At 74.2% G+C, this 18,694-nt stretch carries 20 protein-coding genes; 7 read left to right on the top strand and 13 right to left on the bottom strand.

Annotated features, from left to right (window positions below; translation table 11 throughout):
• Nucleotides 1-21 precede the first annotated feature (21 nt).
• Genes F8279_RS05640 through F8279_RS05630 form a run of 3 tightly spaced genes read right to left on the bottom strand, consistent with a single transcriptional unit; the run spans nt 22 to nt 3,518 of the window.
• Nucleotides 22-1,062, bottom strand: a complete 1,041-nt coding sequence (locus F8279_RS05640; protein WP_151499313.1) for an NAD(P)-dependent alcohol dehydrogenase — start codon at nt 1,060-1,062, stop codon at nt 22-24.
• A 45-nt stretch (nt 1,063-1,107) separates the two neighbouring features.
• Complete coding sequence (locus F8279_RS05635) at nt 1,108-2,115, bottom strand: tetratricopeptide repeat protein (protein WP_151499312.1); 1,008 nt, start codon at nt 2,113-2,115, stop codon at nt 1,108-1,110.
• A 50-nt stretch (nt 2,116-2,165) separates the two neighbouring features.
• Entirely contained in the window at nt 2,166-3,518 is a 1,353-nt protein-coding gene (locus F8279_RS05630) for a BTAD domain-containing putative transcriptional regulator (RefSeq protein ID WP_151499311.1), read from the bottom strand.
• A gap of 174 nt (nt 3,519-3,692) precedes the next feature.
• Between F8279_RS05630 and F8279_RS05625 the strand changes: the two genes are divergently transcribed.
• On the top strand, nt 3,693-4,223 hold the full coding sequence (locus F8279_RS05625) for a hypothetical protein (protein WP_091426046.1): 531 nt from the start codon (nt 3,693-3,695) through the stop codon (nt 4,221-4,223).
• A 38-nt stretch (nt 4,224-4,261) separates the two neighbouring features.
• On the opposite strand, the gene ispF is transcribed toward F8279_RS05625, so the two are convergent.
• The 3 genes from ispF to F8279_RS05610 form a co-directional block, all read right to left on the bottom strand.
• Entirely contained in the window at nt 4,262-4,744 is a 483-nt protein-coding gene (gene ispF, locus F8279_RS05620; RefSeq protein WP_091425649.1) for a 2-C-methyl-D-erythritol 2,4-cyclodiphosphate synthase, read from the bottom strand.
• A gap of 329 nt (nt 4,745-5,073) precedes the next feature.
• Complete coding sequence (gene ispD / locus F8279_RS05615) at nt 5,074-5,769, bottom strand: 2-C-methyl-D-erythritol 4-phosphate cytidylyltransferase (RefSeq protein WP_151499310.1); 696 nt, start codon at nt 5,767-5,769, stop codon at nt 5,074-5,076.
• A 53-nt stretch (nt 5,770-5,822) separates the two neighbouring features.
• Entirely contained in the window at nt 5,823-6,308 is a 486-nt protein-coding gene (locus F8279_RS05610; RefSeq protein WP_013288937.1) for a CarD family transcriptional regulator, read from the bottom strand.
• A 328-nt stretch (nt 6,309-6,636) separates the two neighbouring features.
• Between F8279_RS05610 and F8279_RS05605 the strand changes: the two genes are divergently transcribed.
• Nucleotides 6,637-7,329, top strand: coding sequence for a hypothetical protein (locus F8279_RS05605; RefSeq protein ID WP_151499309.1), 693 nt, complete (start codon nt 6,637-6,639; stop codon nt 7,327-7,329).
• A gap of 30 nt (nt 7,330-7,359) precedes the next feature.
• Here the strand turns inward: F8279_RS05605 and F8279_RS05600 are convergent, their stop codons facing one another.
• The 4 genes from F8279_RS05600 to F8279_RS05585 form a co-directional block, all read right to left on the bottom strand.
• Complete coding sequence (locus F8279_RS05600; RefSeq protein WP_151499308.1) at nt 7,360-7,962, bottom strand: hypothetical protein; 603 nt, start codon at nt 7,960-7,962, stop codon at nt 7,360-7,362.
• A gap of 39 nt (nt 7,963-8,001) precedes the next feature.
• Complete coding sequence (locus F8279_RS05595; protein ID WP_151499338.1) at nt 8,002-9,063, bottom strand: type III polyketide synthase; 1,062 nt, start codon at nt 9,061-9,063, stop codon at nt 8,002-8,004.
• Between the two features lie 87 nt (nt 9,064-9,150).
• Nucleotides 9,151-10,317, bottom strand: coding sequence for an acyl-CoA dehydrogenase family protein (locus F8279_RS05590; protein WP_151499307.1), 1,167 nt, complete (start codon nt 10,315-10,317; stop codon nt 9,151-9,153).
• Between the two features lie 40 nt (nt 10,318-10,357).
• Nucleotides 10,358-11,116: a methyltransferase domain-containing protein gene (locus F8279_RS05585; protein WP_151499306.1), complete on the bottom strand. Its 759-nt coding sequence runs from the start codon at nt 11,114-11,116 to the stop codon at nt 10,358-10,360.
• 45 nt (nt 11,117-11,161) lie between these two features.
• On the opposite strand from F8279_RS05585, the gene F8279_RS05580 reads away from it, so the two are divergent.
• From F8279_RS05580 to disA, 4 genes are all read left to right on the top strand, one after another.
• Complete coding sequence (locus tag F8279_RS05580) at nt 11,162-11,992, top strand: UbiA family prenyltransferase (protein WP_091425662.1); 831 nt, start codon at nt 11,162-11,164, stop codon at nt 11,990-11,992.
• 141 nt (nt 11,993-12,133) lie between these two features.
• The gene (locus F8279_RS05575; protein WP_091426048.1) at nt 12,134-12,883 is read left to right on the top strand and encodes a hypothetical protein; all 750 of its coding nucleotides are present in this window, start codon (nt 12,134-12,136) and stop codon (nt 12,881-12,883) included.
• 104 nt (nt 12,884-12,987) lie between these two features.
• Nucleotides 12,988-14,436: a DNA repair protein RadA gene (radA, locus tag F8279_RS05570; RefSeq protein WP_151499305.1), complete on the top strand. Its 1,449-nt coding sequence runs from the start codon at nt 12,988-12,990 to the stop codon at nt 14,434-14,436.
• Between the two features lie 129 nt (nt 14,437-14,565).
• A complete protein-coding gene (gene disA / locus F8279_RS05565) occupies nt 14,566-15,756 on the top strand; it encodes a DNA integrity scanning diadenylate cyclase DisA (RefSeq protein WP_091425665.1) in 1,191 nt (396 codons plus the stop codon).
• Nucleotides 15,757-15,764: 8 nt separating this feature from the next.
• On the opposite strand, the gene F8279_RS05560 is transcribed toward disA, so the two are convergent.
• From F8279_RS05560 to F8279_RS05550, 3 genes are all read right to left on the bottom strand, one after another.
• Nucleotides 15,765-16,523, bottom strand: coding sequence for a hypothetical protein (locus F8279_RS05560; RefSeq protein ID WP_151499304.1), 759 nt, complete (start codon nt 16,521-16,523; stop codon nt 15,765-15,767).
• A 105-nt stretch (nt 16,524-16,628) separates the two neighbouring features.
• A complete protein-coding gene (locus F8279_RS05555) occupies nt 16,629-17,192 on the bottom strand; it encodes a peptide deformylase (protein ID WP_091047297.1) in 564 nt (187 codons plus the stop codon).
• The gene (locus F8279_RS05550) at nt 17,189-17,701 is read right to left on the bottom strand and encodes a glycine cleavage system protein R (protein WP_073829205.1); all 513 of its coding nucleotides are present in this window, start codon (nt 17,699-17,701) and stop codon (nt 17,189-17,191) included. The genes F8279_RS05555 and F8279_RS05550 overlap by 4 nt, the downstream gene beginning before the upstream one ends.
• A 96-nt stretch (nt 17,702-17,797) precedes the next feature.
• Here F8279_RS05550 and F8279_RS05545 point away from each other — a divergent pair.
• The coding region (locus tag F8279_RS05545; protein ID WP_151499303.1) for an A/G-specific adenine glycosylase at nt 17,798-18,694 on the top strand (897 nt) is incomplete at its 3' end.

Here is an 18,694-nt window from a genome sequence, read left to right as displayed (position 1 = left end):
CGGCTCCTTCGCACGCGGTCGTCAGAACGTGGACGCGTCGATGACGAAGCGGTAGCGCACGTCGGAGGCGAGCACCCGCTCGTACGCCTCGTTGATCTTCTCGGCTCCGATCACCTCGATCTCGGCGCCCAGCCCGTGCTCGGCGCAGAAGTCGAGCATCTCCTGGGTCTCCGCGATGCCACCGATGTTCGACCCGGCGAACGACCGCCGGGCCGGGATCAGCGAGAACGCGTGCACCGACAGCGGCTTCTCCGGCGCGCCCACGTTGACCAGCGTCCCGTCCACCGCCAGCAGCCGCAGGTACGCGTCCATGTCGAGGGTCGCACTCACCGTGTTGATGATCAGGTCGAACGAGCCGGCCAGCTCACGGAACGTCTCCTCGTCGGAGGTCGCGTAGTAGTTGTCGGCTCCGAGCCGCAGCCCGTCCTCCCGCTTCTTCAGCGACTGGGACAGCACGGTCACCTCGGCGCCCATGGCGTGGGCCAGCTTCACGGCCATGTGGCCGAGGCCGCCCATGCCGATCACGGCCACCCGGCGGCCCGGCCCGGCGTTCCAGTGACGCAGCGGCGAGTACGTGGTGATCCCGGCGCAGAGCAGCGGCGCGGCGGCGTCCAGCTCGATGCCGTCCGGGATGCGCAGCACGAAGGCCTCGGCGACCACGATGGCCTGCGAGTAGCCGCCCTGGGTCGGCTCGCCGTCCCGGCCCACCCCGCCGTACGTGCCGGTGCTGCCCTTCAGGCAGTACTGCTCCAGGCCCTTGCGGCAGTTGTCGCACTCCCGGCAGGAGTCGACCAGGCAGCCGACGCCGACTCGATCGCCGACGGCGAACTTCGTGACCGCGGAGCCGACCTCGCGCACCACGCCCGCGATCTCGTGACCCACCACGATCGGGTAGGGGGTGGGGCCCCACTCGCTGCGCGCGGTGTGGATGTCGGAGTGGCAGATGCCGGAGAACCTGATGTCGATGAGAACGTCGTCCGGTCCGAGATCGCGCCGCTCGATCGTGGTCGGGGCGAGCGGTTCGGTCGCGGACGTCGCCGCGTAGGCGTTGACGGTGAGCACTGATTCCCGCTTCCTTCAGCCGGTGTTTCCGGTCCTCCTACCCTCTCACCGGCGAGCGAACGCGGTGAATCCGGCCACCACCGACGCGGTGATCGCCCCGACCAGCGGCCACGGGCCGCCGACCAGCGCGTACGCGAGCAGCAGCACCACAGCGGCGGCGGCCGCGTAGACCGGCACGACCAGGCCGCGCGACATCGCCTCCCGCAGGCCGGGCCGCCACGTCGCCGGGCGCCGCAGCAGCACCGCCACCCCGGCCACCGCCAGCACCGCGAACAGCCGGGACGCGCCCGGCGAGGCCGGGGCCAGCGCGGCTACCAGCACGCTCGCGAACAGGGACAACCCGGCCACCGACAGCAGGAGGCGCCGGATGCCGGCGTCCACGGTCCGGACCGGGTCGGGACGGGCCACCGGCAGGTCGGCCATCGCGGTCAGGTGTTCCAGCGTCTCGGCGTACCGGCGTCGTTCCAGCCGGGCCACGCCCACGTCCTGCCCGGCGTCGCCCAGCTCCGGTTCCAGCCGCAGCGCCTCCCGGTAGGCCCGCTCGGCCAGGTCGAACAGTTGCAGCCGCACCGCGACCAGGCCGAGCACCAAATGCGCCTCCGGCTCGTCCGGCGACAGCTCCACCCCGCGCCATGCCGCGTCCAGCGCCGCCTGCCCGTTGCGCGACGCGGAGAGGAGGGCGGCGGCACTGCGCTGCGCGTACGCGTCGCCCGGCGCACGCGCCAGGATCTCGTCGGCGGTCGCCGCGGCGTCCTTCCAGCGTTCGAGGTCGAGCAGCGCGAACCCGCGCGCCACGAGCGCCGGCACCGCCGCGGGCCCGGCGGCCGCCTTCTCCACGGCGGCCTCGGCGGCGGCGAGCGCCTCGGCCGGCCGGCCGGCGGCCAGGTGCATCCGGGCCAGCATGGTCAACGCGGGCAGGTGCGCCGGCTCGGTCGCGATCAGCGCGGTGAGTTCGGCGATCCCCTCGTCGTAGCGCCCCAGCTCGGCGAGCAAATGGGCGCGTTGCAGGTAGCCGTCGGCGGCGGACTGGTCGGGAGCGGCGTCACTCGGCATCCCGGCGAGCGTATCCGCCCGGCCCCACCGCGCGCCGAGGGTGCCCGGCGTCAGGCACTCCGGCAGGACGCGCCCGCCCGGCCGCCGCAGGTCCCCAGACTGCACCACCGGCGCAGCCCGCTCTCGTCCAGGAACAACCACCCGCACCGCCGATCCGGGCAGACCCGCACCGTGAACCGGGCCGGGTCGGCGAGCAGCTGCGCGCCGCTGAACGCGGCGGCGTGCACCGGCAGCCGCAGCCCGGCCGCCAGGTCCGGCCACCAGCGACCGCGTCCGTCGGCCTCACGCCGGAAGACGAGCGTACGGGCGGCGGCCTCCGCGGCCCGGGCGACCTTCTCGAAGGCCGGGCCGTCGTCCGGGTCGACCAGGCTGGCGTAGAGCGCGGCGCGGAGCGTACGGGCCTCGTCGAGCACCGCCTCCGCCGCTTTCGGGTCACGGCGGGCGAGGTGCAGCAGGCGGTTCGTCGAGACCTCGTCCACCAGCCCGACGTGGCCGGCCCAGACGGCAAGGGTCCGGTAGCCGCGCAGCCACTCGGCGCCGGGCAGCGGGGGCTCGTACCCCCATCCGGCGAGGGTGTTGCAGAAGTCCAGGGCCGGATGGCCGCCGACGCTCCACGGCAGGCTCTCGTCACCGACCCGGATCTCGTGCATCGGCCGGTCGACCCGGTCCAGCCGGTCGTCGCCCGCGAGCACCCGGCGCTGCACCTCCCGGAGCCGGGGCCCCGGCTCGACGCCGAAGTCGGCCACGAGCAGTTCCCGGGTGGCGCGGTAGAGGCGCAGCGCGTCGGCCCGCCGGGCGCCCCGGTACAGGGCGGTCATCAGGACCGCCACGAGGTGTTCCCGCGTCGGGTGCTGGGCGGCCAGCGGCATCAGTTCGGCGACCGCCCGCGTGTGCTGGCCCAGCGCCAGCTGCGCTTCGGCCCGCAGTTCCACGGCCACCAGGCGAAGCTCCTCGACCGTGCCGAGCAGCCGGTCCCGCAGCTCGTCGTCCGCCGCGTCGGCGAGCAACGGCCCGCGCCAGAGGGCCAGCGCCCGGTCGAGCGACCGCACCCGCTCGGTGGGATCGGCGGCTCTCCCGGCCGCCCGGACCAGGTCGGCGAACTCGTCGACGTCGACCCGGTGCCCGTCCTCCTCGACCACGTAGCCCTCGCCCCGGGTGCTGATCCGCACCCCGTACGGGTTGAGCGAGCCCCGCAGCCGCCCGATGTACGTCTGCACCGCGCTCCGGGCCGTGGCCGGCGGCCGGCCGTTCCAGAGCAGGTCGATGAGGCGATCGGTCGGCACCACCCGGCCCACGTCGAGCAGCAGCACCCCGAGCAGGCAACGCTCCTGGCGCCGGCTGCCGACCTCGACCGGCCGGCCGTCGTGGCGGGCCTCGAACGGCCCGAGCAGGCGGAACTCCATACCGAACAGGATGTCCCGGCCCGTGCTCAGGGTTGTCGTCCGGCGGTGATCGCGTGGTGAGGAACCCGGCCGGCCGGGTCCGCCCGCTCGACGGCTGCCGCTCGACGCGGTGAGCCGGTGGTGATCCGGCCCGGTGATGCTCGCCGCCCGGACCAGCGACGGATGGAGTGGAACATGCGGTTCAGGATGAGTATCGCGGTGGCGAGCGTCGTGGCGGCGGCGGTCGCGGCCCTGCCCGGCTCGGCGTCCGCCGCGCCGGAGCGGCATTCCGCCCCGGGCGCCTGGGAACCGGCGCCCCAGGCGCCGTTCGAGATGCCCGCGGGCGCGCGATGCGAGTTCGCGGTACGGGTCGAGCCGATCGTGGACGAGGTGCGGAAGCTGACGATCGAGACCTACCCGGACGGCACGCCGAAGCGGGAGTTGTTCACCGGCGCTCTGCTCAACCGGGTGACGAACCTGGAGACCGGCGCCACGTCCACGGCGGACGCGAGCGGCACCTCCCTCGTCGTCTACCGCACCGACGGCTCGATGACCTGGTACGTGACCGGGCCGGTGCTGCTCGGCTTCCGGGAGAACGCCGGCACGCTGCCGAAGGGCCTGTGGATCGTCGACGGCCAGTTCCGGGTGGAGTTCTCCCCCACCTTCGACAAGACCATCACGATGCTCCACGGCACGACCCACAACGTCTGCACCGACGTCGACTGATCCGCCGGACGCGGTGACCGGCGTCCCCGGTCACCGCGTCAGTCGGCCGGGGCCTCGTAGACCAGGGCCACCGCGATCCCGGCCAGTCCCTCCCCGCGCCCGGTGAAGCCCAGGCCGTCGGTGGTGGCCGCGGAGACCGTCACCGGCGCGCCGACCGCCTCGGAGAGCACCCGCTGCGCCTCCTCCCGACGCGGCCCGATCTTGGGGCGGTTGCCGACGACCTGCACCGACACGTTGCCGATCCGGAAGCCCGCCGCCCGTACCCGGCGTGCGCTCTCGGTCAGCAGCGCCACTCCCGACGCGCCCGCCCACTCGGGCTGGTCCACCCCGAAGTTAGCGCCCAGGTCACCGAGACCGGCGGCGGAGAGCAGGGCGTTGCAGGCGGCGTGCGCCGCCACGTCGGCGTCGGAGTGACCGGCCAGGCCGTCCTGGTCCGGCCAGTGCAGGCCCGCGACCCAGCAGGGCCGCCCGGCCGCGAAGGCGTGCACGTCGGTGCCGATGGCGACCCGAGGAACGATCATGACCAGAGGGTACGCGTCGCGCCTTGACGGCGGCCCGGGCTGTGGTCAGCTCTGGTTCTTGTAGGCCCCAGCAGGCTACGCCTCTATCCAGGTGCCGCCGTGGCGACGAAGCAAAGCCTGTGAGCTGTACGGTGGAGCGTCGCTCTGACCGGCGCGCCCAGATCTTGAACACCGGACGCGCCCACCCCAGCGCGCCGATCAACCATCGACCGAAGACTGGGATCCACGTTCCAGATCCCAGGAGCCGTGTAGATCTTGGCAGGAAACGGCCCCTATGGGGGCCACTTCTTCGTACCAAGATCTCGCAGCCGCGAGCCGCGCGCGGCTCGTCAGGCGCCTGTGGTCAGCAGGTGTTCGGCCAGGGCCAGGTCGAACGGACGGGTGATCTTCAGGGCCAGCTCGGAGCCGGGTACGCAGGTCACCGCGATCCCCTGCTTCTCGACCAGCCCGGCGTCGTCGGTGAGCGCGTCAGCCGCCGACCTGTGGGCCGCGACCAGCACCGGCCGGCGGAAGCCCTGCGGCGTCTGCACCGCGCGCAGCGCGGACCTGTCGACGGTGCCGAGGACCCGCTCGGTCGCGTCGACCTCTTTGATCGTGTCGACCACCGGAAGCACCGGGATCACCGCGTCGTGCCCGTCGCGGACCGCCGCGGCCACCGACTCGACCAGGTGGGGCGGGGTGAGCGCGCGGGCCGCGTCGTGCACCAGGACGATCTCCGGACCGGCGGGTACGGCCGCGAGGGCCGCCGCCACCGACGCCTGGCGTTCGGCGCCACCGGGCACCACAGTCACCGGGGCCACGTGGGCGAGCATCGCGCGTACCGCCTCGACCTCGGTGGCCGGCGCGGCCACCACGATCGTGTGCACCGAGGGCGCGGCGGCGATCCGGCGGACCGCGTGCATCAGCAGCGGCTCGCCGGCGAGCAACCGGAGTGCCTTCGGGGCGCCGGGTCCGAGGCGTACCCCGGCACCGGCCGCCGGAACGAGGACCGCGACGTCACCGCGCGGATTGAGCTGCGCGGTCACGTCGCGGTCCTCGGATTCGTTCGCTGCGGGGTGGGTAGAGGCAGAGGCGTGGATCAGGCCTCGGTCAGCACCTTGTCGAGCAGCGTCTCGGCCTCGTCCTTGGTGCTCTTCTCCGCCAGCGCGACCTCGCCGACGAGGATGTCACGAGCCTTGGCGAGCATCCGCTTCTCGCCCGCCGACAGGCCCCGCTCCCGCTCCCGGCGCCACAGGTCGCGGACGACCTCGGCCACCTTCAGCGGGTTACCGGAGGCCAGCTTCTCCAGATTCGCCTTGTAACGCCGCGACCAGTTGGTCGGCTCCTCGGTGTGCGGTGCACGGAGCACGTCGAAGACCTTGCCCAGGCCCTCTTCGCCAACCACTTCACGCACACCCACGATCTCGGCGTTCTCGGCGGGCACCCGGACCGTCAGGTCACCCTGCGCGACCCTCAGGACGAGGTATTCCCTGGGCTCGCCCTTGATGACCCGAGTCTCGATTGCCTCGATGAGTGCGGCCCCGTGGTGGGGGTAAACAACGGTCTCGCCGACACTGAAAACCATAGGTTCGAAACCCCTTTCGCTGTGTCTAGGGTAACACGCTCAGGCACCGATGTCTCACCGCTGTCCTGATCGTTGGCGCAGCTCAGGGGCCCTGTGAGAGGTACTTCTTCGGCTTGACAGGCGGTCAAACCGATGCTTTCGACACGCTCCGTGAGGAACACGTGACAACCCGGTAACGGGTGACGGGAGCGTCCAGATCTAGGGCAATGCGCTCCTTCCATGGTAGCTCCGCAAGTCCGTCCGCGCCCAGGTGTGGCGTTACGGCGGCCGGTGCGGGACGCTGGGAACGGACGCGACGTCCGCTCACCGAGACGTTCCTGGGGGTCCGATGGGCGTGCCTGACGCTGACGGCCAGGGGCCGCCGGACGGGCTGCCCGGCCTGCCCCCGGAGTGGGGCCGGGTGGTCGTCCCGGACGACGCCTCGGCGCTCGCCGACGAGGCCCGGCAGATCCGCCGCGAGCTGCGTCGCGCCCGGCAGGACACCAGCCGGCGTACCGGTCCGGCCCGACTCGGGCTGCCGGCGCTGATCCTGCTCGTGTCGGTGCTGGTCACGCTCGCCGGGCTGGCCGCCGTCACCTGGCCGCGTACCACCCGGTCCGGCGCGCCGACGGTGCTTCCCCGCTCGACCACCGCGCCGCAACCGGTCGGCCCGCTGCCCGCGCTGGACCTGGTCGGGGCGGACGACACGCCGGTACCGCTGCGCAGCCTGCTGCCCGCCATGATCATTCTGGTCGACGCCTGCACCTGCGCCGAACAGGTCGGCACCGCCGCACGCGCCGCCCCGCCCGGCGTCACGGTGGTCACCGTGACCGAGGGCCGCAGCGCCGGACCCGCGAGCGTCCCCGGCGTACGCCCGCTCGGCGACCCGGCCGGCGGCCTGCGCTCCTACCTGCACCTGTCGCCCCACCCCGGCACCGCCGCGGCGCTGCTCGTGGACCGGCAGGGCTCGCTGGTCCGGGTGGTGCCGGAACTGGGCCCGCTGTCGGACTACGGCGCCGACCTGGCCCGGCTGAGCGGCTGAGACCCTCGCCCGAGGGTGGCGCGACAGCGGTCAGTAGAGCGCCTCGAGCCGGGCGTCCAGCTCGGCCCGGCCGCGTACACCGGTGAACCGCACCAGCACCGGTGCGCCCGTGCCACCCAGCAAGGGCAGCTCCAGTCGCCCGCCGCACCGGAGGAACCGGCGTGCGTCGCCGGACCCGGCACCGGAGAGCTGCACGGCGACCGCCCCGTCCCCGGAGCAGCTCACCGTCAGCCGGTAGTCGTCGCCCCGCGAGGGATTCACCTGCCGTACGACGGGCGGCCCGTCCGGCGTCAGTGCGGACGTCTCCCGCCACACCACGTGCGACACCTGGAGCACACGTGCCGTGCCGTCCCCCTCCACCCGCATCACCACCGACCGGTCCGGCGACGTGGCCGGCGCACGGCGTGCCCTGGGCGTCGGATCACGCTCCGGGCGGGCCGGCCAGGCGTCACCGGTCGACGGGTCGACCCGCCAGGTGCGGGAGATGGGTTCGGCGCTCGCGGACAGCGCCGGCACTGCCGTGGTCGCACCCGGCTCCGGTGCCGCCGACCGCCACCAGGCCGCGCCGGCCGCCAGCGCCAGGACGGTCAGGACGGTCAGCAGCACCCGTCCGTTCCGCTCGTCGGAGGCCATGACGGCAGCGTATCCGCGCGGCCCCGGCGGGGCGAGCCGTCAGCCCACCCGTTCCAGCAGCACCGCGTAGAGCGTCAGGCCCGGGCCGAACGCGAGCATCACCACCCGGCGCGGCGGTGACGGCTCCGTACGCCACAGCCGGTCCAGGATCAGCAGCACCGTCGGGGACGAGCAGTTGCCGTGGTCGGCGAGCGTCCCCCGGGACGCGGCGAGCCCGTCCGGCGGCAGCGCCAGCTCACGCTCCACCACGTTGAGGATTCGCGGCCCGCCCGGGTGCACCGCCCAGCCGTCCACGTCGGAACGCGCGCATCCGTGCCGCGCCAGCAGGTCGTCGACCAGCGTCCGTACGTGCCGGGAGAGGACCTGCGGCACCTTCGGCGACAGCCCCATCCGGAAACCGGTGTCGGTGACGTCCCAGGTCATGTGGTCGGCAGTGGACGTGTCGGTGACCGAGGTGACCTCGCGCAGCGCGTACCCCCGGCCACCGGGGACGACCACGGCGGCGACCGCGGCGTCCGAGAACAGCGCGTGGGAGACGATCTGCTGGGTGTCCACCCGGGCACCCGGCGGCTGGATGTGCAGGCTGGTCAGCTCCGCGCAGAGCAGCAGCGCGGGCCGCCCGCGGGCGGTGACGAAGTCGCTCGCCGCGCCCAGCCCGGGCAGGGCCGCGTAGCAGCCCATGTGCCCGACGAACATGCGCTGGGTGCTCGGGGACATCCCCAGGTCCCGGGCGAGCAGGATGTCCAGGCCCGGGGTGGCGTACCCGGTGCACGAGCAGACGATGAACAGCCCGACGTCGGCGGCGTCCAGGCCGGCGGCGGTGAGGGCCCGGCTGACCGCCTCCTTGCCCAGCGGCAGCGCCTCGACCTGGTAGCGGCGCATCCGGCGCTCGGTCGGCCACTCCGAGACGTCCTCCAGCAGCGGGTTGACCGCCGCCTGCCGCCGGGTCACGCCCGAGTTCGCGAAGATCCGCTCGGCCAGCGCCCGGGTGTTTCCCTGGAAGTGCCCCGCGAAGAAGCCCGTCCACAGTTCGTCCTGCATCGCGGCCGGCGGTTGCGCCGTACCCAGACCCGCGATCACCGGTATGCCCACGTCCCCCACCCCTCGCCCTTCGCTCACTCCTCGCGCTCACCGTGCCGCCTTTCGTTCGCGACTGCGGAGCTCGCAAACCCGGCTCACTCCTCGCGCTCACCAACGAGGGAGCGCGCTGTCCCGGTCCGGGTCGCCGCCAAGTGCGGCGATGCCGAGCCAGTCGGCGCACACGTCGGACGTGGCCGGATGCAGCGAGCCGCAGCGGGCGTCCCGGTAGAGCCGCTCCAGCGGATGCCCGCGGCGGGTCGCCGACGTGCCCGCCGCCTCCAGCATGGAGGCCGCCACCTCGGCGGCGGTGGTGCCCGCCAGCAGCTTGGCCCGCCACACCCAGCGGTTCGTCTCCGCGTCGCCGGGCGCCTCGTCGACCCGGCGGGCCGCCTCGGCGACCACCAGTTCGGCGGCGGCGGTGGCCGCGTCGGCCCGGCCCAGGCGGGCCCGTACGGCGGGCAGGCCGGCGAGGTTGCGGGCGTTGAGGTGCTCGGCCGCGGCGTCGACGGCGGCCCGGGCCACGCCGACGTAGACCGCCGCGTAGCTCGCCACCAGCCAGTGCGGCATGAGCTGGGCGACGACCAGGGCCAGTCCTTCGACGCCGCCGAGCAGCCGGTCGGCCGGGACCGTCACGTCCAGGTGCACGTCGTGCGAGGAGGTGGCGCGCATACCGAGCGAGTCCCAGGTGGGCTCGACGGTGATCCCGTCCCCGGCAGGCACCAGGAACTGCGACACCACCGACTGGTCGGCGGCGCTTCGGGCGGCCACCAGGTAGCCGTCGGGGTGGCCGGCGCCGGAGCAGAACGTCTTGCTGCCCTTGATGTGCCAGCCGCCCTCGACCGGTTCGTAGACGGTGCTGAGCTGGGACAGCCGGGCGCCGGCGCCGCGTTCGCTCATCGCTACCGCGTACCAGGCGCCGTCGGCCGCCGCGCGCAGCAGCCGGTCCCGCGCCGCGAGCGCCTCCGCCGGTACGCCGAGCGCCTCGGCCAGTTCCTCGGTGACCGCGCCCAGCGCGCCGGTGACCGAGGCGTGCATGTTGAACACCAGCGCGGTCGCACCGTTGCCCCGGGCCAGTTCGGTGGCGACGGCGGCGTACTCGGCGAAGCTCGCGCCCGTGCCACCCAGTTCGGGCGGCACCATCAGGCCGAACAGCCCGGCCGCCCGCAGGTCCGCGAAGTCGTCCACGGGGAACGAGCCGTCCCGGTCGTGCTCGGCCGCGCGGGCGGCCAGTCGCGGCGCCAACCGGCGGGCCGCCTCCAGCGCGTGCACAGTCATGTCGCCCCCTCCTCGCGTCCTTTACCCCGGGCGGGCCCGGCTACCCGCCCCGGTGCCCCCAGCCCTGGTACAGCACCGCCGTCGACCGGGTCGGCACGATGCGCGGTTCCGTCCTGCCCGGACGGTCACCGGCGCCGCGCATGCGGCGCAGCAGCCAGGCCAGCGTGCCGCCCAGCTCGGGGCGGACCCCGCGCACCGTCAGCGACACGCCGTGCCGGGCGCACTCGGCGACCAGCGCACGGGCGTCGACGAACAACCGTGGATCGTGGATGCCGCGCGGCACCGTGGGCAGCCGTTCGCCCAGCTCGACCGCGACCAGCCGGGCCAGCAGCGTGTCGTTGAGCGTGTCCAGCACCAGCAGGCCGCCCGGGCGCAGCAGCCGGCACGCCTCGGCGACCGCACGCCGCCAGTCCGGCACGTGTTCCAGCAGTTCCCCGGCGGAGACCACAGCCGCGCAGCCGTCGGCCAGCGGCACCGCCGTCGCGTCGGCCTGGACCACCGTCACGCCGTGCGCGGCGGCCTGGTCGAGCGCGGAGCGCGTCAGGTCCACCCCGACGTGGCGGTAGCCCTTGCCGGCCAGGTGCGGCGCCAGCAGCCCGGCGCCGCAGCCCAGGTCGACGAGCAGATCGTCCGGCGTGGACGCCGCCGGAACCAGCGCCGCCCGGGCCCGGGCCAGCCAGTGCAGCATCGCGAACGCGCCGTCCGGCCGCCACCACTCACCGGCCAGGTCGTCGTACTGCCGCGGGTCGTTCGGCGGCAGCACCCGGTACGGAGTGGACACCGGCGACGCGTCGGGCATGCGTCGAGCGTGGCACGACTGCCCGGTAACGACCAGACTTCCCTTATGTCGACACGGGTGTTAGGGCTGGTCAGGGCGAGCCATCCGGAGCCCGCGGCGGCGGTCACCGTCGTCGCCGCGCTGCTCGCCGCCGGCGTCGGGCACTCCGCGGCGGGCGTCGCGGCGGTGGCGCTGACGGTGCTGGCCAGCCAGCTCGCGGTGGGGTGGAGCAACGACCTGATCGACGCCGAGCGGGACGCGGCGGTGGGGCGTACCGACAAACCGGTGACCACCGGCGAGGTCGCCCGGCCGACGCTGGCCCGGGCCACCGCGGTGGCCGCTGTCGCCGTGCCGGTCCTGGCGCTGGCCGGCGGCCCGGCAGCGGCGGCCTGCGCGACGTTGGGCCTGGTCTCCGCGCTGCTCTACAACCGGCCGCTGAAGTCGACGCCGGTGTCGGTGCTGCCCTACGCGGTCTCGTTCGGCGCGCTGCCCGCGTTCGTGGTGCTGGCGCTGCCCGGCTCGCCGGTGCCCCCGGCCTGGCTGGTGGCCGCGGCCGCGCTGCTCGGCGCCGGCGCGCACTTCGCCAACGTGCTGCCCGACCTGGCCGACGACGCCCGGACCGGGGTACGCGGCCTGCCGCACCGGTTCGGGCCGGTCGGCAGCCGGCTGGCCGCCGCCGGGCTGCTGCTCGCGGCCACCGTCGCGCTGGTCCTCGGGCCGCCCGGGCCGCCGTCGTGGACCGGCATGTCGGCGGTCGCCGCCGCCGTCGCCGTGCCGGCGGTCGGCTGGTACGCGGGACGCGCGACCGCCGGACGCTCGGCGACCGCCTTCCGGGCGGTGCTGGTGGTGGCGCTCATCGATGTGGTGCTGCTGGTGACGAGCGGCCGGCTGGTCTGAGGAGTCCCCTCCGAGGTGGCATTGCCGGGTCCGCGTGCGGGCCTCGATCAGCTCCAACTACCCTGGAGCGCGGTCTGCGCGGGTATGGCCACCCCGTGCCCGGTGGTCGACCGGGCGGGGATCGTGACGAGGAGGACCGACGTGACGCGCTCGATCAGGGGTTCCCGGGGGCCGGCCCTGCTGCTGGCCGGCACGGCGGCGGCGAGCCTGCTGCTGTCCGGGTGCGGCGCCGGGCAGATTTCCGAGACCGCCAACAAGATCCCGTCGGTACAGGGCGTCAACGTCCAGACCTCCGACAACCTCTACAAGGTGCGCGGGCTCTACGTGCAGTTCCCGGGCCCGAAGGGCTACGAGGCCGGGTCGAACGCGCCGGTCAACGTGGTGATCTACAACGACAGCGAGAAGCCGGTGACCGTGACGGTCACCACCGACAGCGCGCGGGAGATCGTGCTCACCGGTTCCGGCGCGGGTGAGAGCGGCGCTGCCACGCCGACCGGCTCGCCCACCGAGCCGGCCACCTCCTCGCCGACCGCCACCGACCCGAGCGCGTCGCCGAGCCAGTCGCTGGAGGTGACCGGGTCGCCGTCGGCCAGCCCGTCGCCGAGCGAGAGCGAGTCCGCGCCCGCCGGCCAGCCGGCCCGGATCGAGATCCCGGCGCTCAGCTACGCCCAGCTCAACGCCGGCAACCCGCGGTTCCTCCAGCTCGTCGGCCTGAACGAGAAGCTGCTCGTCGGCCAGCAGGTCAACCTGACCTTCGACTTCGGCGACGGCAAGGTCGTCAAGACCCCGGCGCCGATCGGCATCCCGCTGACCCCGGAGGCCACGCCGTCGAAGATCGTGAACCCGCGTGAGCACGCCGGTGAGGACGGCGGCGCCGAGGGCGGCCACTGACCTCCGTACTTCCTCCGTCGGCACCGCCGCCGTGGCCAGCGCCACGTCGGCGGTGTCGCCGTTTCGGGTGGGCTTTCGTCGTACGGGCCGGTTAGCGTCCGGTGGTGACCACGCCCCGATCGACCTCCTCCCGTGCCGGCGCCGGCCGCGGTCGCGCCGCGACCCGCGAACCCCGCCCGGCCTACGAGTGCGACGCCTGCGGTCACCAGCCCCCGAAGTGGGTGGGCCGGTGCCCCGAGTGCGGCGAGTGGGGTTCGGTGGTCGAGTGCACGGTCACCGGCCCGGTGGTCTCCGGCCGGGTGGTCAGCTCACGGATGCCGGCCGAGCCGGCCCGGCCGATCGCCACGATCAGCGCCGCGCCCGCCCGGGCCCGTCCCACCGGCGTCAGCGAGCTCGACCGGGTGCTCGGCGGCGGGCTGGTCCCCGGCGCGGTGGTGCTGCTCGCCGGTGAGCCCGGCGTGGGCAAGTCGACGCTGCTGCTCGACGTGGCCCAGCAGTGGGCGGCCGGAGCCGGCAGCCCGTCACTGGTGGTCAGCGGTGAGGAGTCGGTCAGCCAGGTGCGGCTGCGCGCCGAGCGGATGGGCACCCTGCACGACCAGCTCTACCTGGCCGCCGAGAGCGACCTGTCGGCGGTGCTCGGCCACCTCGACGCGGTCAAGCCGGGGCTGCTGGTGCTCGACTCGGTGCAGACCATCTCGACCACCGGCACCGAGGGCGTGCCCGGCGGTGTCACCCAGGTCCGCGCGGTCACCGCCGCCCTGGTCGCGGTGGCCAAGGAGCGCGGCGTCGCCACCGTGCTGGTCGGGCACGTCACCAAGGACGGCCAGGTCGCCGGTCCCCGGGTGCTGGAGCACCTGGTCGACGTGGTGCTGCACTTCGAGGGCGACAAGCACTCCTCGCTGCGGATGGTGCGCGGCGTGAAGAACCGGTTCGGCGCGGCCGACGAGGTGGGCTGCTTCGAGATGCACGAGGGCGGCATCAGCAGCCTGGCCGACCCGTCCGGCCTGTTCCTGACCCGCTACTCCGAACCGGTGCCGGGCACCTGCGTGACGGTGGCGATGGAGGGGCGCCGGGCGCTGGTGACCGAGGTGCAGGCGCTGATCGGGGCGACGGTGGCCGGCTCGCCCCGGCGTACCGTCTCCGGCCTCGACAGCGCCCGGCTCGCCATGGTCCTCGCGGTGCTCCAGCGCCGCACCGAGCGGCTCACGCTGCACGACCGGGAGGTCTTCGCCGCCACCGTCGGCGGCATCCGGGTGGTGGAGCCGGCGGCCGATCTGGCCGTGGCGCTCGCGGTCGCCTCGGGCGGGCTCAACCTGGCGCTCAACCCCCACCTGGTGGCCATCGGCGAGGTCGGGCTCACCGGCGAGGTCCGCCGTGTCGGCGCGGTGCCCCGCCGGCTGGCCGAGGCCGCCCGGCTCGGTTTCCGGCTGGCCCTCGTGCCGCCCGGGTGCGGGCCCGAGAGCAGCGGCGCCGGGCCGGACAACATGCGGGTGATCGAGGTCACTGACGTGCGGGCCGCCCTCCAGGCGGCCGCGCGCGCGTCGGCGGAGTGACACGGCGGGATCCGCCGGGCGTTTCCGGGCAGGCCACGCAGCCCGCGACGAGCCGCCCGAGCCGGGCATCGTGACACATCACAGTAACCACGAGAGCACCCACCGCATGGCAGTCCGTAGACTGTGCCCGTGCCGATCGACCGCGATGCCACCAAGCCCGCAACGGCGACGCCGCACGCCCGTACCGGCGCCGTGAGCGGCAACCCCGCTCGTGCCATCAGCGTGAGCGTCAACGGAAGCGTCGGCGGCGGGGCCGGCGCCGATCCGCTGCGCGCCAACCTCGCCCTGATGGCTCCCGGCACCGCCCTGCGGGACGGCCTGGAGCGGATCCTGCGCGGCCGCACCGGCGCGCTGATCGTGCTCGGCTACGACAAGGTCGTCGAGCAGATCTGCACCGGCGGCTTCCCGATGGACGTGGAGTTCTCCGCCACCCGGGTCCGTGAGCTGTGCAAGATGGACGGCGCTGTGGTGCTCTCCAGCGACGGCAGCCGGATCGTGCAGGCCGGCGTGCACCTGATGCCCGACCCGTCCATCCCCACCGAGGAGTCCGGCACCCGGCACCGCACCGCCGAGCGGGTGGCCCGGCAGACCGGCTACCCGGTCATCTCGGTCAGCCAGTCGATGCGGATCATCAGCCTCTACGTCAACGGCCAGCGGCACGTGCTCGACGACTCGGCGGCCATCCTGTCCCGCGCCAACCAGGCGCTCGCCACGCTGGAGCGCTACAAGCTCCGGCTGGACGAGGTCTCCGGCACGCTCTCCGCGCTGGAGATCGAAGACCTCGTCACCGTCCGCGACGCGGTGGCTGTGGTGCAGCGCCTGGAGATGGTCCGGCGGATCGCCGACGAGATCGCCGGCTACGTGGTGGAGCTGGGCACCGACGGTCGCCTGCTGGCCCTCCAGCTCGACGAGCTGATGGCCGGCGTGGACGCCGACCGCACCCTGGTCATCCGCGACTACCTGCCGACCGGCCGCAAGTCACGCACGCTCGACGAGGCGCTCGTCGAGCTCGACCTGCTCAGCGCCACCGAACTCATCGACCTCGTGGCGGTGGCGAAGGCGATCGGCTACCCGTCCGCCTCCGACGCGCTCGACGCGGCGGTCAGCCCGCGCGGGTTCCGCCTGCTGGCGAAGGTGCCCCGGCTGCCGGTCGCCGTGGTCGACCGGCTGGTGGTGCACTTCGGCAGCCTCCAGCGGCTGCTCGGTGCGACAGTGGAAGACCTCCAAGCGGTCGAGGGCGTGGGCGACGCCCGCGCCCGCGGCGTCCGCGAGGGCCTGTCCCGGCTCGCCGAGGCGAGCATCCTCGAACGGTACGTCTGACCGACCGCTCAGCCGGTGACGGTCAGCTTGACCGGCTCGCTGAGCTTGGTGCCGACGCGGGCGAACACCTGGTACGCGCCGATCGCCGCGAAGTCGCCGTTCGCCAGCCCGCTCGCGCACCGGTTGTCCAGCCGGCCGTTCCAGCCCAGCTCGTAGGAGCGCTCGAAGTTCGGCGTGAACGACTGCACGTCCGACCCCTTGCCGGTACCGCACGTGTCGGACGACCAGATCTTCTCCGCCCCGGACTTGACGTACAGCTCCTGGAGGTCGGCGCCGACGTCCCGGCTGCACGTCCGGTTCGACACGTTCTTGACCTTCAGGCGCAACGTGACCACTGTGCCCCGCTGGGCGGTGGGCGGCACCGCCACCGGCGTCACCAGCAGCTCGGAGTCGGTGCAGGTGCCGTCGTCGGAGACCGGCTGACCGGTCGCGCCACCGTTGCCGGTGCCACCCCCGTTGTTCGCGCCCCCGCCGGTGTTCCCACCGTCACCGGTGGCGTCGCCGCCGGTGTTCGCGCCACCGCCGCCGGAGTCGCCCGCCGTCGGTGACGGGCTGCCCGTCCGAGGGGTCAGCACCGAGCCGGACGGGTCGGGCTGAGCCCCGGCGGAGCCGGTCGGGGACGGGTCCGTGCCCGGCGCTCCGGTGTTGCGGTCCGTACCGGTGCACGAATACAGCAGGACAATCAGGAAGAGCAGCCCTGCTCCGAGCACGACGGCACGACGCCGCCAGTACACGGCAGGGGGCAGGGGGCCGACCGTCAGACGCATGATGCGCCTACCGTAGCCGCGCGGCGCACGGCTCGGCGGTCCGACGCGCCGGGAACCCGCCGCCGTGCGGCCGCACCCGTCCACACAGGATTCCGAGCGCCACCGTCAGAGGTAGACCTTGCGCTGGTAGATCGCGTGCGCGCCGGCCACCCGGTCGAGGAACAGCAGCCCGGCGCAGTGGTCGATCTCGTGCTGGAGCGCACGCGCCTCGAAGCCGTCCGTCACCAGCCGGACCGGCTCGCCGCTGCCGGGAAGCGCGCCCTCGACCACCAGCCGGCTGGCCCGCTTCACGTCGCCGGTCAGGTCCGGCACCGACATGCAGCCCTCCCGCCCGGCCTTCCACCGGGACGCCTCCACCACACGGGCGTTGCAGAGCACGAACGTGCCGTGCACGGTGACCGCCTTCGGATGCCCCGTGACGTCCACCGCGAACACCTGCGCGCTCACCCCGACCTGCGGCGCCGCCAGTCCCACGCACCCGGGCGATACGCGCATCGTCGCCACCAGGTCGGCGGCGAGGCGCACCACCTCGGCAGATGTGGGGTCGACCTCCGGGCCGGGTCGACTCAGCACCGGCTCCGGCGCGGTGACCACCGGGCGTACCGCGCCGGGGACGCCGAGCTTCTCCGGTGTCCAGCCGCCCAGGCCCGCGTACTCCGGCCCGGTCACAGCAGGTCCGTGTCCGCCGGGCGGAGGCTGACCCCCACGCCCAGCTCTGCCGCGACGCGGGTGAGCCGGCCGGCCACCTCGTCCGACACACCGGGCGGCAGCTCGACCTCGGCGACCACCACGTAGAGCGAACCGGTGAGCCGGGTGCTCAGGTCGGTCACGTTCCCGCCCGCGTCGGTGAGCACCCGGGTCATCGCCGCGACGATGCCCATCCGGTCGGCGCCGTGCACCGCCAGCACGTACGGCTCCCCGGTGGGCTCGCTGCCGGCGTCGGGCGTGACCGCGCGTACGGTCGCCAGCAGGTGCCCGTCGGCGGCGAGCGGGGCCAGCGCGGCCTCGACATCGGCGGCGGCCGGGCCCACGCAGATCAGCGTCATCGCGAAGTGTCCACGCAGCCGGGTCATCGTCGAGTCGGTGAGGTTCGCGCCCAGCCGGGCGAGGACCTCCGCGACGTCGGCAACGATGCCCGGCCGGTCCCGGCCGATGACGGTGATCGCGAGCTCGTTCATTCGGACATTCTGCCCCGTCGTCCATGATCGATCGCGCCCGGCCACCCGGCCCGCCCAACCTGCGGGAAAGACCGCCGTGACATGATCGACGGCGCGATGTCCGATCCCACATTCGCCACCCAGGTCAGCCGGTGGTACGAGCGCAACGCCCGCGACCTGCCCTGGCGCAAGCCCGGCATCGGCGCCTGGGCGATCCTGGTCAGCGAGGTCATGCTCCAGCAGACCCCTGTGGTCCGGGTGGTGCCCGCCTTCGAGGCGTGGCTGGCCCGCTGGCCGGAGCCGCGCGCGCTCGCCGAGGACACTCCGGCCGAGGCGATCCGGATGTGGGGACGGCTCGGCTACCCGCGCCGGGCGGTACGCCTGCGCGAGTGTGCGGTCGCGATCGTGGAGCGCCACGGCGGCGTGGTGCCCGACCGGCTCGACCAGTTGCTGGCACTACCGGGCGTCGGCACGTACACGGCCCGCGCGGTCGCCGCTTTCGCGTACGGGCAGCGGCACCCGGTGGTGGACACGAACGTGCGGCGCGTGGTGTGCCGGGCGATCGCCGGTGAACCCGACGCCGGCCCCACCACCCGCCCTGCCGACCTGGTCGCCACCGAGGAACTGCTGCCGGTCGAACCAGCCGCCGCAGCGCTGGCCAGCGCCGCGTTCATGGAACTCGGCGCTGTCGTCTGCACGGCCCGCGCGCCGCGCTGCGCGATCTGCCCGGTCGAGTCGAGCTGCGCCTGGCGGGCCTCCGGGCAGGCCGCGCCCACCGGACCGACCCGTCGGCCGCAGCGCTACGCCGGCACCGACCGGCAGGTACGCGGACTACTGCTCGCGGTGCTGCGGGAGTCCACCGGCCCGGTGCCGCACCAGCGGCTGGACCAGGTCTGGCACGACGACGTGCAGCGGGCCCGCGCACTGGCCGGCCTGGTCACGGACGGCCTGGTGGAGCCGGTCGGCGAGGAGTCGTTCCGCCTGGCCGGCGACGGCCCTGCCGTCCCCCTCCCC

Source organism: Micromonospora sp. AMSO1212t, assembly GCF_008868145.1.
GTDB classification, from domain to species: Bacteria; Actinomycetota; Actinomycetes; order Mycobacteriales; family Micromonosporaceae; genus Micromonospora; species Micromonospora tulbaghiae.
The sequence above is the reverse complement of the archived record's forward strand: the minus strand, read 5'-3'. Positions and strand labels throughout refer to the sequence as shown.

Bases quoted from the DNA above. Each gene is read 5' to 3' on its own strand.
- F8279_RS05590 (WP_151499307.1), bottom strand. From the start codon at position 10,317: ATGACTGTGCACGCGCTGGAGGCGGCCCGCCGGTTGGCGCCGCGACTG.
- F8279_RS05625 (WP_091426046.1), top strand. From the start codon at position 3,693: ATGCGGTTCAGGATGAGTATCGCGGTGGCGAGCGTCGTGGCGGCGGCG.
- ispF (WP_091425649.1), bottom strand. From the start codon at position 4,744: ATGATCGTTCCTCGGGTCGCCATCGGCACCGACGTGCACGCCTTCGCG.
- F8279_RS05600 (WP_151499308.1), bottom strand. From the start codon at position 7,962: ATGGCCTCCGACGAGCGGAACGGACGGGTGCTGCTGACCGTCCTGACC.
- F8279_RS05610 (WP_013288937.1), bottom strand. From the start codon at position 6,308: ATGGTTTTCAGTGTCGGCGAGACCGTTGTTTACCCCCACCACGGGGCC.
- F8279_RS05635 (WP_151499312.1), bottom strand. From the start codon at position 2,115: ATGCCGAGTGACGCCGCTCCCGACCAGTCCGCCGCCGACGGCTACCTG.
- F8279_RS05605 (WP_151499309.1), top strand. From the start codon at position 6,637: ATGGGCGTGCCTGACGCTGACGGCCAGGGGCCGCCGGACGGGCTGCCC.
- F8279_RS05630 (WP_151499311.1), bottom strand. From the start codon at position 3,518: ATGGAGTTCCGCCTGCTCGGGCCGTTCGAGGCCCGCCACGACGGCCGG.
- F8279_RS05580 (WP_091425662.1), top strand. From the start codon at position 11,162: ATGTCGACACGGGTGTTAGGGCTGGTCAGGGCGAGCCATCCGGAGCCC.
- F8279_RS05560 (WP_151499304.1), bottom strand. From the start codon at position 16,523: ATGCGTCTGACGGTCGGCCCCCTGCCCCCTGCCGTGTACTGGCGGCGT.
- F8279_RS05585 (WP_151499306.1), bottom strand. From the start codon at position 11,116: ATGCCCGACGCGTCGCCGGTGTCCACTCCGTACCGGGTGCTGCCGCCG.
- F8279_RS05550 (WP_073829205.1), bottom strand. From the start codon at position 17,701: ATGAACGAGCTCGCGATCACCGTCATCGGCCGGGACCGGCCGGGCATC.